At 48.4% G+C, this 16,780-nt stretch carries 16 protein-coding genes and 1 pseudogene; 13 read left to right on the top strand and 4 right to left on the bottom strand.

Going from position 1 to position 16,780, the window contains the following annotated elements:
- Positions 1-524 precede the first annotated feature (524 nt).
- The 3 genes from QP339_RS00005 to QP339_RS00015 are packed head-to-tail and all read left to right on the top strand — an operon-like array spanning position 525 to position 3,193.
- Complete coding sequence (locus QP339_RS00005) at positions 525-1,478, top strand: ABC transporter substrate-binding protein (protein ID WP_284909883.1); 954 nt, start codon at positions 525-527, stop codon at positions 1,476-1,478.
- Between the two features lie 5 nt (positions 1,479-1,483).
- Positions 1,484-2,374, top strand: coding sequence for an ABC transporter permease (locus QP339_RS00010; protein ID WP_284909884.1), 891 nt, complete (start codon positions 1,484-1,486; stop codon positions 2,372-2,374).
- Between the two features lie 12 nt (positions 2,375-2,386).
- Entirely contained in the window at positions 2,387-3,193 is an 807-nt protein-coding gene (locus QP339_RS00015) for an ABC transporter ATP-binding protein (protein WP_284909885.1), read from the top strand.
- Between the two features lie 79 nt (positions 3,194-3,272).
- Here QP339_RS00015 and QP339_RS00020 read toward each other — a convergent pair whose 3' ends face one another.
- The 4 genes from QP339_RS00020 to aroE are packed head-to-tail and all read right to left on the bottom strand — an operon-like array spanning position 3,273 to position 5,850.
- Positions 3,273-4,115: a prephenate dehydrogenase gene (locus tag QP339_RS00020; protein WP_284909886.1), complete on the bottom strand. Its 843-nt coding sequence runs from the start codon at positions 4,113-4,115 to the stop codon at positions 3,273-3,275.
- Positions 4,116-4,117: 2 nt separating this feature from the next.
- The gene (gene aroQ / locus QP339_RS00025) at positions 4,118-4,546 is read right to left on the bottom strand and encodes a type II 3-dehydroquinate dehydratase (protein ID WP_284909887.1); all 429 of its coding nucleotides are present in this window, start codon (positions 4,544-4,546) and stop codon (positions 4,118-4,120) included.
- The gene (locus QP339_RS00030; RefSeq protein ID WP_284909888.1) at positions 4,527-5,051 is read right to left on the bottom strand and encodes a shikimate kinase; all 525 of its coding nucleotides are present in this window, start codon (positions 5,049-5,051) and stop codon (positions 4,527-4,529) included. Before QP339_RS00030 ends, aroQ begins: the two co-directional genes overlap by 20 nt.
- Entirely contained in the window at positions 5,038-5,850 is an 813-nt protein-coding gene (gene aroE, locus QP339_RS00035; protein ID WP_284909889.1) for a shikimate dehydrogenase, read from the bottom strand. Before aroE ends, QP339_RS00030 begins: the two co-directional genes overlap by 14 nt.
- Before the next feature lie 520 nt (positions 5,851-6,370).
- Here aroE and aroF point away from each other — a divergent pair.
- From aroF to QP339_RS00085, 10 genes and pseudogenes are all read left to right on the top strand, one after another.
- Positions 6,371-7,405, top strand: a complete 1,035-nt coding sequence (gene aroF, locus QP339_RS00040) for a 3-deoxy-7-phosphoheptulonate synthase (RefSeq protein WP_284909890.1) — start codon at positions 6,371-6,373, stop codon at positions 7,403-7,405.
- A 30-nt stretch (positions 7,406-7,435) separates the two neighbouring features.
- Positions 7,436-8,521: a 3-dehydroquinate synthase gene (gene aroB, locus QP339_RS00045; RefSeq protein WP_284909891.1), complete on the top strand. Its 1,086-nt coding sequence runs from the start codon at positions 7,436-7,438 to the stop codon at positions 8,519-8,521.
- Complete coding sequence (gene aroA / locus QP339_RS00050; protein ID WP_284909893.1) at positions 8,521-9,825, top strand: 3-phosphoshikimate 1-carboxyvinyltransferase; 1,305 nt, start codon at positions 8,521-8,523, stop codon at positions 9,823-9,825. Before aroB ends, aroA begins: the two co-directional genes overlap by 1 nt.
- Entirely contained in the window at positions 9,806-10,894 is a 1,089-nt protein-coding gene (gene aroC / locus QP339_RS00055; protein ID WP_284909895.1) for a chorismate synthase, read from the top strand. Before aroA ends, aroC begins: the two co-directional genes overlap by 20 nt.
- 25 nt (positions 10,895-10,919) lie before the next feature.
- On the top strand, positions 10,920-11,819 hold the full coding sequence (locus QP339_RS00060; protein WP_284909896.1) for a prephenate dehydratase: 900 nt from the start codon (positions 10,920-10,922) through the stop codon (positions 11,817-11,819).
- Positions 11,820-11,990: 171 nt separating this feature from the next.
- Positions 11,991-12,713, top strand: a complete 723-nt coding sequence (locus QP339_RS00065) for a MetQ/NlpA family ABC transporter substrate-binding protein (RefSeq protein WP_284909897.1) — start codon at positions 11,991-11,993, stop codon at positions 12,711-12,713.
- A 222-nt stretch (positions 12,714-12,935) separates the two neighbouring features.
- Positions 12,936-14,258: a uracil-xanthine permease family protein gene (locus tag QP339_RS00070; protein WP_284909898.1), complete on the top strand. Its 1,323-nt coding sequence runs from the start codon at positions 12,936-12,938 to the stop codon at positions 14,256-14,258.
- Between the two features lie 218 nt (positions 14,259-14,476).
- Positions 14,477-15,001 (top strand): HdeD family acid-resistance protein, encoded by a 525-nt coding sequence (locus QP339_RS00075; RefSeq protein ID WP_168162694.1) that lies wholly within the window; start codon positions 14,477-14,479, stop codon positions 14,999-15,001.
- A 273-nt stretch (positions 15,002-15,274) separates the two neighbouring features.
- A complete protein-coding gene (gene pyrR / locus QP339_RS00080; protein WP_070617138.1) occupies positions 15,275-15,811 on the top strand; it encodes a bifunctional pyr operon transcriptional regulator/uracil phosphoribosyltransferase PyrR in 537 nt (178 codons plus the stop codon).
- A 42-nt stretch (positions 15,812-15,853) separates the two neighbouring features.
- Positions 15,854-16,774: pseudogene (locus QP339_RS00085) on the top strand (aspartate carbamoyltransferase catalytic subunit); the annotation flags it as partial.
- Positions 16,775-16,780 lie beyond the last annotated feature (6 nt).

Here is a 16,780-nt window from a genome sequence, read left to right on the forward strand (position 1 = left end):
GGCTCCTCTTCATAAAATCCCTGCGAAGTCTTTTCATACTTCTTCGGTCTTTTACTCCAGAGGTCCACTTCTGACCGGCGCTCCCTTACACCCTTAAATTATGATATTTTTGTAAGAAAGATTAGTTTTTGTTAATTATTCTCTTGACTTTATTATAATGTCGGTTTATTATTAGGTCATCACGATAGGGAGGAGCATGAAGAATGAGACAATTGAATTTAGAGCATGTTAGTTTTTCATGTTCTGCTAAGAAAATGAGCAAGTATTACTTTAGCTATTTTAGATCGTGTTTGTAGCTGTGAATCCATCATAGGTACAAACATCAGCGTTTTGGATCTATGATGGCTGAAGTCTTTTGAAGTGTTTAGCCATCCAGAATGATAAATTCTAATGGCTAAAGGCATAGCTTATAAATCAGATAGCCTTAAGGTTTAATTAGTTTTTATCATATCTAATTAAACCTTTTTTGTTTGCCAGGAAGGCTAAACGGATCTGTGCCTTAGCACTAGAAATGGAGAGAAATCATGAAGAAAACATTACGTACTATCTTAGGATTGGGCTTAGTTAGTCTATCCCTTGCTGGGTGTAGCCAGGGGGGACAGGCCGGTCAAAAAGAAATAGGCATTATCCAGTACGGTGAACACCAAGCTCTGAATAATGCCCGGGAAGGTTTTGTGGAAGGGCTGGCGGAAGCTGGATTAAAAGATGGGGAAAACATCCATATTGACTATCAAAATGCCCAAGCTGACCAATCCAACCTCAATTCGATTGCCCAGAATATGAAGGGGCGCAAAGATCTTACCTTTGCGATTGCGACGCCGGCAGCTCAAGCAGCACTTAATGCGGACAAGCAGACGCCCATCTTATTTACAGCGGTAACGGATGCGGTCTCTGCTAACCTTGTGAAGTCCTTGGACCAACCGGGAACCAATGCTTCAGGAACCAGCGACATTGCCCCAGTGGAGAAGGCGGTGGATCTGCTTTTAACCATCGATCCCTCGATTAAGACGGTGGGCATGCCTTACAATTCCAGCGAGGTGAATTCTGAAATCCAGTTTAAGGCTTTCAAAGACTATGCGGAAAGCAAGGGCTTGAAAGTGGAAGCACAAACGGTGACGACAACCAATGAAGTCCAGTCGGCGATTACGGCCTTGGCCAAACGCGTGGATGGCATCTGTTTGCCGACCGATAACACGATTGCCCAAACGATTCCGACAATTGGCAGTGTGGTCAGGGAAGCCAAAGTGCCAACCATCGGAGCTGAGAGTGCCCATTTAGAAGGTTGCCTGGCGACTTACGGGGTTAACTACAAGGATCTGGGCCGGCAGACGGCTGAAATGGCGGTTAAAATTCTTAAAGATGGCGCCGATGTCAGTCAAATTCCTGTTGAAAAAGCTAAGGATTATGAATTAGTAGTGAATGAAGCCATGGCCAAAGAACTGGGGATTGACCCAGCGCAGATTAAGAAGGGAGAATAAAGGATATGGATTTAATTGTTTCGAGTATTTCACAGGGGCTCATGTGGTCCATTCTAGCGATTGGGGTCTATTTGACCTTCCGCATTTTAGATATTGCCGACTTGTCAGCTGAGGGAAGTTTCCCCTTGGGTGCGGCGGTCTGTGCCAAGTTAATTGTTTCGGGAGTCCATCCGTTGGTCGCTAGCTTGGCTGCTTTCTTAGCGGGCTTAGTGGCGGGCTTAGTCAATGGCTTTATGATTAATAAGATGCATATTCCAGCCCTGCTTTCTGGGATCCTAACCATGACAGGTCTTTATTCCATCAACTTACGGATTATGGGTCAGGCCAATATTCCCTTACTAGGGGAGGCCAATATCATGGAGTCCTTCCAAGTGACAGGGATGAATCCTACCCTGGCTTCTTTAATCATTGCTTTAATTTTCCTAGCGGTTGTTATTATGGCCCTGGTGGTCTTTATGAATACCGAGTATGGTTTGACGCTCCGGGCGACTGGGGATAACCCGCTCATGGCAGAAGCCAATGGAGTCAAAACGGACCAGATGAAGTTAGTGGGCTTGATGCTCTCCAACGGTTTGATTGCCTTATCGGGAGCGATTATCTGCCAGAATAACGGCTATGCAGACATTGCCATGGGGACTGGGACCATTGTTATTGGTTTAGCCGCTATTATTATTGGGGAAGTGCTCCGCCGCAACCTCACTTTCGGCAAACGTTTAATCACCATTGCGATTGGAGCAGTGATCTACCGCTTGATTATTGACTTCATCATGCAGCAACAATTCCTGCCTGTTCTTCCCAGCGATATCAAGGTGCTTTCATCCATCGCGCTCGCTATTATTCTCTATGCCCCCCATGCCAAGGCCAGTTTCCAGAACCGGCAAGCCAGTGCTAAGTAAAGGAGTAGTGTTATGACGAACTTACTAGAACTTGACCAGATTAATAAGGTTTTCAATCCAGGAAGTATTAATGAAAACCATGTGACTAAAAATTTGTCCCTCACCATCCATGACAATGACTTTATCTCTGTGATTGGTTCCAATGGGGCAGGGAAGTCAACCTTACTCAACTTGATTGCAGGAACGATTCCAGTGTCTTCTGGGCGGATTCGCCTGCGCGGTGAGGATATTACGGACCGACCTGCCTACAAGCGGGCTGCTGGGATCAGTCGGGTCTTCCAAGATCCACAAATGGGGACTGCCCGTAACCTGACCATTGAAGAGAACCTTGCCATCGCATACAAACGGGGCAAGCGCCGGGGCTTCGGCCGGTCTGTGACAGAAGAAATGCGCCGGCTCTTCCGTAACCAGCTCAGCCGGGTCGACTTGGGACTTGAAGACCGTTTGAACACCGCTGCATCTAACTTGTCAGGGGGCCAGCGCCAAGTCCTAACCCTGATCATGGCCATTCTCGAAACGCCCGAGCTCTTACTCTTGGATGAGCACACGGCTGCCCTCGACCCGCGGACTAGTGAGATGGTGATGGACTTGACTCAGCGTCTGATTGAGGAGAACCACTTAACTTCTCTCATGATCACCCATGACATGAATGATGCCCTGGCTTACGGCAACCGTCTGATCATGCTCCACGATGGCCGCATCGTTGTCGATGTCAAAGGGGAAGACAAGGCAAAATTATCGGTTGAAGACTTGATGGAACTCTTCAAGGAGAATGTCGGTAACCAATTGCGTGATGACGACTTGCTCTTAAAAGCTTAATATTGATCATAAAAAAATTATCGACCTGCACTAGATTAGTGAAGATCGATAATTTTTTTGATGTTTTAAATTTTAGACCTTAGTCCACATACCATTCTCTTCTTTGCTGGGTGGATGCTTGGAAGGCGTCTTGGAGTTGGTCATAGTCTTTGTTCTTTAGGGCTGTTTTGACGCGGACCAGTTCTTTTTCGAAAGCTTCGATGCTTTCCAGTAAGTAGTCCCGGTTGTGAAGGAAGAGATCTGTCCATAGGGGCGCATTGACGTCCGCAATCCGGGTCAGTTCTTGGAAGCTGTTACCCGCAAACTGCATGGTGTCCTCACAGTTAGGGGCGGAATTTACCGCAGCAACGGCGAGGACGTGCATGAGCTGGCTCACATAGGCTATGGCCCGGTCGTGGCTTTCGGCATCCACCCGGCTGACCTCCTGGAAGCCCATGGCCCGGTAGAGGGCTTCGATCAATTCGAGCTGGCTCTCCTGGTTTCTTTGGCTAACGACGAGCAGGGCGTTGGCTCCCCGGAATTGGGCACTATTGAGGCCGGCAATCCCTGTCTTTTCACTCCCGCGCATCGGATGGGCATAGATGAAGTCTAAGTCAGGGCGGAGGATGGCTTCAACTTGGGACATCACGTCTCGCTTAATGCCTGTGACGTCCGTTAAGAGGCAGGTCGACTTGAAGAGGTCTTGCTTGTTTTCCACATAGGGGGCGACCGCTTGGGGGTGGAGGGTGATAAAGATGAGGTCGGCTTGGCTGAGGGCTTGGTCATCCTCCGTTTGGGCAGTCTTTACAATCCCCAATTCTTCAGCTTTGAGACAGGTCTCTGGATTCTGGTCGATGCCGCGAATTTCTTGATAGCCCGCTTGGGTCAAGGCTTGGGCAAAGGAAGATCCGATCGCTCCCAGGCCGACAATGACAATTTTCATACTTATTCCTCCAAATGTTTAAGTAGGGCTTCTAGGCCCAGGGCGTAACTGTCCTTACCGAAGCCTGAAATCTGGCCGATGCAGGCAGGGGCAATGACTGAGGTCTGGCGGAAGCTCTCTCTCTGTTGGATGGCTGAGAGGTGGACTTCCACGCAAGGAATTTGGATACTGGTGAGCGCATCGTGGAGGGCATAGGAATAGTGGGTGAAGGCACCCGGATTGAAAATTATCCCGTCAATCTTTTCGTAATAGGCTTCTTGAAGGCGGTCAATCAGGGCGCCTTCATGGTTGCTTTGGAAGAAGCTGAGTTCATGGTCAAAGCTTTGGTCTAAGTCAGTTTCAATTTGCTTCAAACTTGTTTGGCCATAGATATCTGGCTCCCGAATGCCTAAGAAATTGAGATTGGGGCCGTTAAGAATTAAAAATTTCATGGTTTCCGTCCTTTCGATAGGTCGTTATAATGGTTTTTAGGCACTGGTCCAGGCTGCCCTGGTTGGGGATATGGAAATCAGCAGCTGCCTGGTAGAGGGGGTAGCGCTCTTGGTAGAGGACCTGGAGCTGGTCCAGGCGTCCCTTGAGTAGGGGGCGTTGGTCGCTGTTAATGTCTGCATAAATCTGGTCCAGGGGGCGGTCGATAAAGTAGACCTTGCCTCCTTTTTTGAGGGCCTTAATGTTATCAGGATCTTTGACGACCCCGCCACCCGTGGCAATAATGAGGCCCTTAGCTTGACCAAGCTCGCAGGCAAGTTGGGATTCGAGGACACGGAAGGCAGCTTCTCCTTCTTCAAAAATTTCAGAGACGCTTCGGCCCGAGACTCTTTCAATTTCCTGGTCCATGTCTAGGAAATCTAAGGAGAGCTTTTGGGCGAGGGCTTGACCGAGGCTGGTTTTACCCGATCCGGGCATGCCGATGAGGATGAGATTAGGCTGGGTCATGGTTAAATCCTTTCTTTACACGGGCTAAGATCCGCTCCACCTGGTCCTCAGAGAATTGCTGGTCTTCCCAGATTTCGACGGAGCGGATGGCTTGGCCGACTAACATGTCCAGGCCGTTACAGTAGGCTTTGCCGGCTGCCTTGGCATCACTTAAGAGTTTGGTTTCATAAGGGTTGTAGATAGTATCGAAGACATGGTCAAAGCGGTCGAGGTCATGCGCTTTGAGCGGGGAGGCCTGGGTCTTTGGATACATACCAACAGGTGTACAATTGATTAGGAAGTCACCTCTAAGGCCCTCAAGGTCAGCATAGGAGAGGCAGGGCCAGGGCTTGTCCTGGTGCTGGTCGGGATGTCTGGATACTAGGTGGACTTGGGCTCCGTGGTCGGTTAGATAATGTCCCATCGCCTGGGCAGCCCCTCCTGTTCCAAGGATATAGGCGGTTTTGTCTTGAGTCTGCCAATGGCGGCGCTCAAAAGATAAGTGAATGCCATCGTAATCTGTATTGTAGGCCTTGACTTTACCGTCGACTTGCTTGATGGTATTGACAGCGTCCAATTTTTTCGCGGTTTCAGACAGCTCATCCAGATAGGGGAAGAGGGCCTGCTTATAGGGGATGGTGACATTGGCACCACGGATATCTAAAGTCTTCAGCGCTTCCAAGGCTTGGCTGAGACTTTCTTCGGGAACTTCAAAGAGTTTGTAGGCCGCCTCAATCTGGGCTTCTTCATATATAATCTGGTGGATCTCTGGGGATAGACTATAGCCCAGGGGGTAGCCAAATAAGCCATAAAATTCCATCTCATCACTCCGTTCTAGCTTATTTTTACTACAATAATGATAAAGTTATCATTATTGTAATGCAAGCCTTGCTTGATAAAATGGCGAAAAGAGCTGTCAGATCAATATTTTTAGCTAAGAGCTGAAGTTAATATATTAGTAGAATAAAAATAAGATTAGAACTTTATCATTCAATAGTTGACAGCTACTCTTAGATTTGCTATATTTAAAGCACGCATTAAAGAGAACCAGTGAGGAGGAAAAAACATGTTAATGCAACAACAACTTTTAGCAAATAGCTGGTTCTACTTTAGCTTCTACTTTTTTAAAGGTAATGGAGGCTAAAGCAATCTTTGATGCATAGGGCTCCATTGATGGTAAGAAATCGAATGGAGCACACACTATCTAAGACTTTATATCTCGAGAGGATTAGTCAGGCTGCATTCGGTTACATACGGATGCAGCTTTTTTGTTTCCGATAACCATTGGGAAGCTTTGAATGATATGATAGTAGGGAATTGAAAAAAAGAGAGAATGCAAAATGATTATTGTGATGAAATCTAATGTGACGGCTGGCGATGTTAAAGATGTAATTGATAAAATCGAAGATACAGGTAACAAGGCTGTTATTATTGAAGGCCAAGAAGTTGACGTGATTGGTATCGTTGGCGATACGTCCCGCATTGACCAATCGAAATTACAGGCCAATGACACCATTGCAGAAGTTATCCGAGTGTCTGAACCCTATAAGTTAGCCAATAAGGCCTTCCACCCTCAAGCGAGTCAGATCAAGGTTCGCGACCAAATTATCGGGGGCAAGGAATTAGCTATTATTGCGGGACCATGCTCAGTTGAAGGGGAAGAACAAATTGTCGGGACAGCTAAGCGCGTGAAAGCGGCTGGGGCAAACATGCTCAGAGGGGGCGCTTACAAGCCAAGAACCTCACCTTACAGCTTCCAAGGTTTACAGTCAGAAGGGATCCGTCTCTTGGACCTAGCCCGTCGTGAAACCGGACTACCTATCGTGACCGAATTAATGGCCATTGAACAATTGGATGAATTTGTAGAACATGTGGATGTTATCCAAATTGGAGCCCGTAACATGCAAAACTTCTCACTCTTGAAGGAATTGGGTAAGATTGACAAGCCTATCCTCTTAAAACGTGGCCTGAGCGCCACCTACCAAGAATGGTTAATGTCTGCTGAGTATATTATGGCAGAAGGTAACCCGAATGTTATTCTCTGCGAACGCGGAATCCGGACCTTCGAAACCGAAACCCGGAACTGCTTAGATATCCAAGCCGTGCCATTGATGAAACATAAGACCCACCTGCCTATTATTGTGGACCCTTCACACGCGGCTGGGATAGCCTACATGGTACCTGCTGGAGCTAAGGCTGGGATTGCAGCGGGCGCTGACGGCTTGATTATGGAGATCCACCCTGATCCTAAGAATGCCTGGAGTGATGGCCAACAGAGCTTGACCCCAGACCAATTCGACCGTTTGATGGAACAGATCCGCGTCCTTGCAGAAGTTGAAGGCCGGACGGTACCAGAGGGCGACAAGACTAAATAATTAGAAGCACAAATGAGAGGAGCTGTTGAAATGGCGGAGCTTGAAATTAAACTGAATCGACCAGCAGTCAGCTATCCATTAAAGATTAAGAAGGGCTTGCTCGGTCAGCTAGCCGAAGAAATCCAAGCTGTCCATAAAGGCAAAAAAGTTGTCATCATAACGGATGAAAATGTGGCCCATTATTATGGTAGGCAAGTGGAAACAAGTTTAGAAGCTGCGGGTTTTGACTTTGAAACGATTGTTCTCACCCCTGGTGAAGCCAGTAAATCGATTGAAAACTTACCTGGTCTCTACGGACGCTTGGTACGCTTTGGTATTAGCCGGAGCGATTTGATTATTGCCTTAGGGGGTGGCGTCATTGGTGACTTGGCAGGCTTTGTTGCTGCTAGCTTCCTGCGCGGGATTCATTTGATCCAAGTTCCGACCACGCTCCTTGCCCAAGTGGACTCCAGCGTGGGCGGCAAGGTCGCTGTGGACCTTAAAGAAGGAAAAAACCTGGTGGGGGCCTTCTACCACCCCCATTCGGTCCTGATTGATCCCAATGTTTTAGAGACCCTGTCTGACAAGGCCTTTAGCGACGGGATGGCAGAGGTCATCAAGTACGGCTGCATCCGTGACCGGGCCTTCTTTGACAAACTCAAACAAGCAGGCAATCGGGCAGGTATCATGGCTGATATTGAAAGTATCTTAGAGCGCTGCTGTGCTATCAAGCAAGAAGTCGTCGAAGCCGATGAGAAAGATACCGGCTGTCGGATGCTTCTAAACTACGGCCATACCCTCGGCCATGCCACTGAAGCCTACTACCACTATGAGCGCTACACCCACGGGGAAGGTGTCGCGATCGGCATGCTGGCCATCAATCAATTAGCCGAAGACCAGGGGCTCAGTCCCCAAGGGTCGACCCAGGAAATTTACCAAGTGGTGAAGAACTTTGGCCTGCCAACAGTCCTCGACCAGCCGGAAGACTATACCGGTATCCTGCCCCTCATTAAAAATGACAAGAAAAATTTAAATGGCCAGCTCCATATCATTACCCTCAAAAGGATTGGCCAGGCTGAAATCCGCGAGGTGCCTGATCATTTCTTTGATCCCTTGCTGGAAGGAGGAAAGCATTAATGACTGATTTACAAATTCAAGCCAAGCCTTTAGCGGGTGCGGTCTATATCCCACCTTCCAAGAGCTTGGCCCACCGCGCCATTATTGCGGCTGGCCTCGCCCAAGGGGAAAGCCAGGTCACAAATGTCCAACTATCCGATGATATTCAAGCAACCATTGAAGCCATGCAAAGTTTGGGGGCTGAAATCAAGCTGACGGAAGCCGGAGACCAGCGGGTAGACTTAAGCATCTGTGGTGGCAATCCATCCAAGTCTGCTTCACGGCTGATCGATGCCAATGAGTCAGGCTCGACCCTGCGCTTTATGATTCCTATTGCCAGTCTTTTTCCAGGCCAGACCCATTTTGTTGGCCGGGGGAAGCTAGGTAGCCGGCCATTGGATCCTTATGAAAAGATCTATAACGAACAAGGGCTCTTCTATGAGAACTTGTCGGATGGCGCTTTGGACTTGAGAGTTGAAGGAAAACTGCAAGCAGGGGTTTATCAATTAGCAGGCAATATCAGCTCGCAATTTATTACGGGGCTGCTCTATACCCTGCCACTTTTAGAAGGTGATTCCACCCTGCAAATTACGGGACCGCTGGAGTCGGTGGGCTATATCCACCTGACTCTCGATATCCTCGAGCGCTATGGGATTGAGATTGATTATCAAGCAGAGGACCAGTGCTTCCAGATTAAAGGCAACCAGGCCTACCAAGCGGCTGACTACCAGGTGGAGGGCGATTATTCCCAAGCGGCCTTCTTCCTCTGTGCGGGAGCCTTAGGAAATGATGTTTGGGTCAAGGGGCTAGCCCAGTCTAGCCAGCAAGGCGACCAAGAAATTATTCCTTTCCTTAAAAAATTGGGGGCGAGGGTTAAGAATCAAGATGGGGGTATCCAAATCCTGGCCCAGGGTCTGGAAGGGGATTGTGAATTGGATGGGTCCCAGTGTCCCGATGTGATTCCGGTCCTCGCGTTGACGGCTTGCCTGGCTAAGGGTGAGACACAGATTAAGAACTTGGCCCGCTTGCGGATTAAGGAATCTGATCGACTAGCTGCAACCCAAGAGGAACTCAGCAAGCTTGGAGCGAATATTCAAGTCCTTGGTGATAGTTTAGTCATCCAAGGTGTTGACCAGCTCCAAGGGGCTTGCCGGGTATCCAGCCATAAGGACCATCGGATTGCGATGATGCTAGCGATTGCGTCAACAGTCTGCCAGGAAGCCATTATCATAGAAGATGCAGATAGCGTCAGCAAATCTTATCCCTATTTCTGGGAAGACTTTGCACATTTAGGAGGCGAATACAGTGAGCGGAATTTGGGGTAAACAGTTACAAGTAGCTATCTTTGGGGAATCGCATGGCCCAGCTATTGGCATCACGATTTCTGGATTGCCAGCTGGCCTCGCCCTGGATGAAGATAAAATTCTAGTCGAAATGGCCCGGCGCCGCCCTGGCCAAAATGAATTGACCACACCCCGACGTGAGGAAGACCTACCGGATATTGTCTCTGGCTACTTTAACGGCCACACAACGGGGGCGCCCTTAACGGCTCTCATCTACAATACCAATACCCGGTCCAAGGACTATAGCCAGATGCGCAAGCTCATGCGGCCTGGTCAGACGGACTATTCGGCACTCAAGCGCTATGATGGCTACAATGACTACAGGGGAAGTGGGCACTTCTCGGGACGGATTACAGCGCCTCTCGTTTTTGCGGGAGCAGTCTGCCAGCAATGGCTGGACCAGTATGGGGTCACCATTGGGTCCAGGATTTGTTCGATCGGTGAGGTCAAAGACCAAGCAGAGGTTGACTTCCAAAAACTCAGCCGGGAAGACTTATTGGCCTTCCGCCAAGAGACCCTGCCTGTTTTGACTGCTGGGCTAGATGAAGAAATGGCCCGCTGTATCCGCCAAGCCAAGGGCCAGCACGATGCCGTGGGAGGTATTGTGGAGACCTTTATTTTGGGCCTAGAAGCGGGTTATGGCAATCCCTTCTTTGACTCCATTGAATCAACTTTGGCCCAGCTGATCTTCTCAGTGCCAGCGACCAAGGGGATTGAATTCGGGGCAGGTTTTGACATTGCCTCCATGCTAGCCTCTGAAGCCAATGATAATTTTTACTATGATGACGAGGGCCAGGTTCAGACCACTAGCCTGAATAATGGTGGAATTGTCGGGGGAATCAGCTTAGGAACGCCGATCAACTTCCGCACGGCCATCAAGGCACCGGCTTCAATTGCCAAGGCCCAGGCCACCATTAATATAGAAAGCCATGAAAATGTTGAATTAGAAGTCACAGGCCGCCACGATCCATGCATTGTGCCTCGGGTATTACCTGTGATTGAAGCCGTGACGGCGATCGGGTTGATGGACTTAATCCTCACCCGGTCATAAGAGAAGAGAGAAAGAGGGATGAGGGATGAAAGTTGCTTACCAGGGTATCGTCGGGTCTTATAGTGAGGCCGCTTTAGCCCACTGGCAGAAGTTTCCTGGGCATGAAGGTTTATATGATGGGATTCCTTATGATGGTTTTGGCCGGATGGTGGATGACCTTCTCAGTGGAAAAATCGACCGGGCTGTGATGCCCATTGAGAATTCAACCACGGGGCTTATTACACGGACCCTGGACCTCTTTCGCTACCAACATGTTTACGCGGAAGCTGAGCACTACCAGCCCATCCGCCATGTCTTGTGGGGGATTAAGGGGGCTGAGCTAAGCCAAATCAAGCAAGTCTATTCCCATCCTGAAGCCCTATCCCAGTGTACCCAGTTCTTTACTGACCATCCTTGGATCCAACCAATTTCTTATAAAGATACGGCCCAGGCCGCCCAGTTCATTGCCCAAGAGGGAGACCCTAGCCTAGCTGCCTTATCCAGTGAGCGCTGTGGGAAGATCTACCACTTAGAAGCCTTAGCCCGCCAGGTTCAGAATGAATCCACTAACATGACACGTTTCTTTATGATGCGTCGTTACCGCGATGAGCTTTTGGCCTTGGACAAGGACCAGCTGCTCGGCCACTTGTTGGAGGAACACCCCCAGGCCAGTCGCCTAATGCTCTATGTCGAAACGGCCCATAAGCCAGGAGCCCTCCACCAATTGTTGACCATCTTTAACCTCTTCAATTGTAATTTGGAAGGTTTGGATGCTCGTCCTATCAAAGACCAGCCCTTCAGCTATGGCTTCTTTATTGAGGTGGATATCCAGGGCTTGGCTGGCCAGGCCCAGCTCTTCTGGCAGATGCTTGAACTCGCTAGCCAATACATTCAAATTATTGCTTGCATGGAAGCCCAAGAGGCTGAAATTTCCTATCTAAGCTAGGCTTAATGCTTGCTTATAGGCTCTAAATAGGTTACTATAAGTAAGTAAAATAAGAAGGAGGACAATCAATGTTGAAAGTAAAAAAAATGGCTGGGTTTAGCGCTCGGCTTAGTCTTAGTCAGTGGACTCTTGGCTTGTAGCCGGTAAGTGGAGCCCACAACAACTATTCGTGTGGCCACATCACCTGGTCCTTACAGTGAACTCTTCTTAGAAGAAGTTAAACCGGCCCTGGAAAAAGAAGGTTACCAGGTGGAGAACCGGGACTTCGATGACCTCCAGCGAGCCAATATCGCTATCCAAGAGGGCTCGATGGACCTCAATGTCGACCAGCACACCCTCTACATGGAACAGTTTAACCGGGAGGCCGGGGCTGACCTGGTAGCGGTGACTCCAGTTCCTACCGTACCAACGGCGCTCTTTGCTGGGCAAAAGAAGAGCTTGGATGCAGTTGCTCCCGGTGACCAGGTCGCGATTTCTGATGACCCAGTTGATGTCACCCGGTCCTTGCTCTTACTTGAGAAAGCGGGTTGGATCCGCCTTGACCCAGAGACCGATAAGTCCGAAGTAGGGGAGGATGATATTATTGAGAACAAGGCAGGTATCGAGCTTTCCTTGGTCCAAGCGCCTGTTCTTCCCCAAGCCTTAAAGGATGTGGCCTATGCCATCATCCCAGGCTCAACCTTCTATGATTCCGGCATGTCGGCTGACCAAGCCTTGCTGAATGAGGACTTGCGCCCTGAGCTGAAGTTACAAGCAGTGGTGCGTTCAACTGACCAAGAGGCAGACTGGGTCAAGGATCTAGTTAAGATTTACCAATCCGACCAGCTAAAAGAACGTGTCGAAGAAATCAACCAGACCAATGACCGGGTCCAATGGGCTTGGACTGCGGATTAAAAACTTAATAATAGATGTCCTCCTGAGAGGAAAGGGGCTCCTGTTAAGATGCTAACTTAATAGGAGCTTTTTTGTTATTCCAAAATGCAATCGTTTTAACGAATTAAATTAAATAAAATATGTTTAATGTTCGTTTTCTATTAACAAAGCTTAAATATTGTGTTAAAGTAATAACTAAAATGTTTGATAAACGAATGATGTCCCTGTGGGCAAGGAGGAATTATGCAAGAAAAAGAACATGCCATTAAATTGCGCTACCAGGTTGAAGACTCGCCAGCACTCATCGAATCTGTGGTCCTAGGTTTTCAAAATGTGATTACGGCCTTTGGGGGCCTCGTAGCGGTCCCTTTGATTATCGCTGGAATGGCCTCTTCCAGTGTGGAACAGACGGCCTATCTCATCAGTGTTGCCTTATTTGTATCGGGCCTGGTTTCTATCATCCAGTCTCGGGGCTTTGGCCCAAGATTTTTCCGGGTAGGGGTGGGTTTGCCTACCATTATGGGAACAGACTTTGCCTTTATTGGACCGGCTCAGAGTGTGATTGCCCTGGGCGGTCTGCCCGCTTACTTTGGGGGCACCATGCTTGCTGCCTTACTCGAAATCGTCATGTCCTATTTTGTTAAACCCTTGATGCGTTTCTTCCCACCTGTCGTGACGGGCTCTGTCATTACCCTCATGGGAGCGACCCTGATGTCCACCGCTATGGATTGGGCAGCAGGGGGTGCTGGAGCGCCTGACTATGGGGACCCGACCAACCTAGGCATTGCGGTTCTTGTCTTTTTAATTGTCGTTCTCTTTAACCATTACGGTCGGGGGAACTGGTCTTCTTATGCCATTCTCATCGGTATGGGGATTGGCTATCTCTTCTGCCTTTTTATGGGCCGGGTGGATACCGACCAAATTCTTGCGGCGGCCTGGTTTAGAATGCCTTCCTTCAACCAAATTGGGATTGATTTTGACTGGCGCTATGCCCTGCCATTTCTTTCTGGTTACTTGGTCACCGTCATTGAAACGGTGGGCGTGATGCAGACTTTAGGGGAAGTGACCCAGCGTGAGCTAAGCGATGAGCAGGTCGCTGCTGGGGTCCGTGCGGATGGCTTCGGATCCTTTATTGCGCCACTCTTCGGTTCAGGACCTGCTGCAACCTTCAGTCAAAATACCGGGCTGATTCCACTGACCCGCAATGCCTCGCGGAAGGTGGCTATTGTCGCTGGTCTTATTATGATTGTTCTTTCCATGAGCCCTAAATTAGCGACGGTGATTTCGGTCATGCCGCTCCCTGTCCTAGGTGGGGCAGGAGTGCTTATGCTTGGGACCGTGGCTGCTTCCGGTATCCAGTCCCTCAGCCGGATCAGCTTCGACACTCGCAACTTGATCATCACTGCTTCAGCGATCGGCATCGGTCTGGGCGTCTCCTTTAGACCAGAAATCACTCAAGGCCTTCCCAGCTTCTTAGCTGGCCTCTTCTCTTCTGGTATCTCGGCCGGTACCATCGTAGCTCTGGTTCTCAATGTCCTATTAAAAGAACGGAAGACCTTGCGTTAACAGCTGCTAAATTCGGCTAAAGCTGAAGCCTTATCATCACTTCACACATTATTTGAAAAGAGACTGCAGTCGCCTTCAGTCTCTTTTTCTTTTACTTTTTATTTTTCCTTAAGAAACCATTGACCCAAGGCATATAGTCTGTAGCTTTGTCTTATTTCTGTTAGAATGAGAATGTCTTAATGTTATAATTATTTCACAATAAAGAAAGGATGTTTCATTTGTCAGAAAATAATGATCAATCATTTGGCTGGGGGCACTTTATCTTAGGGATTCTCTTTATTATCTTGGCCTTGTTCGCCTTTAGAGATCCTCTGGCTAGTCTGATGACCTTAGCTTTCGTCTTTGCTATCGGGATTCTCTTTCGGGGGATCTACCAGCTCATGGTTCGCCACCGCTTAAAGGAATCTTTTGGGATCAAACCGACCCATCTTTTAATCTTTGGGATTATTAATATCTTACTGGGGCTCTACTTAGTCTTTAAGCCGGGCTTGTCAGCGTCCATCTTACCTTTTATTTTTGCTTTTTGGATTTTTATCTCAGCAATCTTTGGCTTTATGAGTCTATCAGCCATCAAGCAGGTAAGTAGGCCGCTCTTCTGGCTGACCCTAATCCTAAATATTATTGCCCTGATTGTGGCTGTTTTCTTAATTTTTAACCCCCTGAGTGCCTTAGTGAGCCTGACCTTCTTGGTTGCTTTCTACTTCTTATTATCAGGGATCCAACACATCATTTACGCTTTCTAAGCATATTCTAATGAAGATAAGGACATTTTCCCCTTGCCTTTTAGGTCGACTTGGCGTATAGTAATGTCCAGTGAATGAATTAAATATTTTCCTTTAAATTTAGTCCCGTGAGGCTAAGAAGGAGCGAGATGTCTCAGGGTGGGGTGCGTCCTCAGCCTGAACTCTAAAAGACTTGCTTTTTTGTGCGAGTTTCTTTAAGTAACCACCAACTCCTGTCCTCTGCGGGCAGGAGTTTTTTTGTATCTAATGAGCCAAACGGAGGAGGAAATCCAGATGTCAGTGAAAGAAATTGTCGATGCAGTTACCATTAAACGGGCCCTTACCCGGATTTCTTATGAAATTATTGAGCGCAACCACCAATTAGACCAACTTGTCCTGGTCGGGATTAAAACACGGGGCATTTACCTAGCCCAACGGATTGCCCAACGTCTCAAACAACTCGAAGGCATTGAAGTACCTGTTGGTGAGCTAGACATTACCCGCTACCGCGATGACCAAAAGACCAAGGTCCAAGAAGCAGAAGTCAATGATTCCAACATCCCAGTCAGCCTAGAAGGCAAGGAGGTAATCATTGTAGACGATGTTCTCTATACCGGACGAACCATCCGCGCAGCTTTAGATGCCGTAATGGACTTCGGACGTCCAGAATTGATTGCTTTAGCAGTCCTGGTTGACCGGGGCCACCGAGAGCTTCCTATCCATGCTGATTATGTCGGCAAGAACCTCCCTTCATCCCGCAAAGAGCGCGTCCTTGTGAAGATGGAAGAAGTCGATGGGGAAGACGGTATCTATATCGAACAAAGTCATTAAAGCATTGATCGAAGGCTCCAGGAAGAGCTAGAAAGGACTGTCATGATTTTAAATACGCAAAAGATCTGCCTCCAAAACCTACTGAGTGTGGAAAGTTTAAGCGATGAAGAAGTGCTCGGGCTTATTAAGATGGCTCAAGTCTACAAATACCATCCCGGACACCGGCCGATTCAAAAGCAATACTTCGTTAGCAATCTCTTCTTTGAGAACTCAACGCGGACCCACCGCAGCTTTGAGATTGCTGAACGCAAGCTGGGCTTGGAATGTTTAGACTTTGAAGCGTCAACTTCTTCCGTACAGAAAGGGGAAACCCTCTACGACACAGTCTTGACTATGTCGGCCTTAGGGGTAGATATTGCGGTAATCCGGCACGGGCAAGACCACTACTATGATGACTTGGTTAAGAGCCCTCATATCCATTGTGTCCTTATTAATGGTGGGGACGGTAGCGGCCAGCACCCTAGCCAGTGTTTGCTCGACCTCATGACTATCTATGAAGAATTCGGTCGTTTCCAAGGTTTGAAGGTAGCGATTGTCGGGGACCTGGTTCATTCCCGGGTGGCTAAGTCCAACATGCAAATGCTCCATCGCCTAGGCGCGGAGCTCTACTTTGCAGGAGCTCCTGAGTGGTATGACACAAGTTTTGACCAGTATGGCCACTATGAAGATCTCGACCAGATTGTTGAGAAGGTGGACGTTATGATGATGCTCCGGGTCCAAAACGAACGCCATCACGGAAAGAAATCCTACAGCAAGGAAGACTACCATCAAGCTTACGGTCTGACTCTAAAACGAGCTGAAAGACTGCAAGATCATGCCATTATTATGCATCCAGCTCCGGTTAACCGGGATGTGGAGATTGCCGACAGTCTGGTGGAATGTGACCAATCCCGCATCGTCCAACAGATGTCCAACGGGGTCTTTATGCGGATGGCTATCTTAGAAGCTGTCATCAATGGTAAAGAAGCA

Origin of the sequence: Aerococcus sp. UMB7834 (assembly GCF_030215145.1) — a bacterium.
Lineage (GTDB): Bacteria > Bacillota > Bacilli > Lactobacillales > Aerococcaceae > Aerococcus.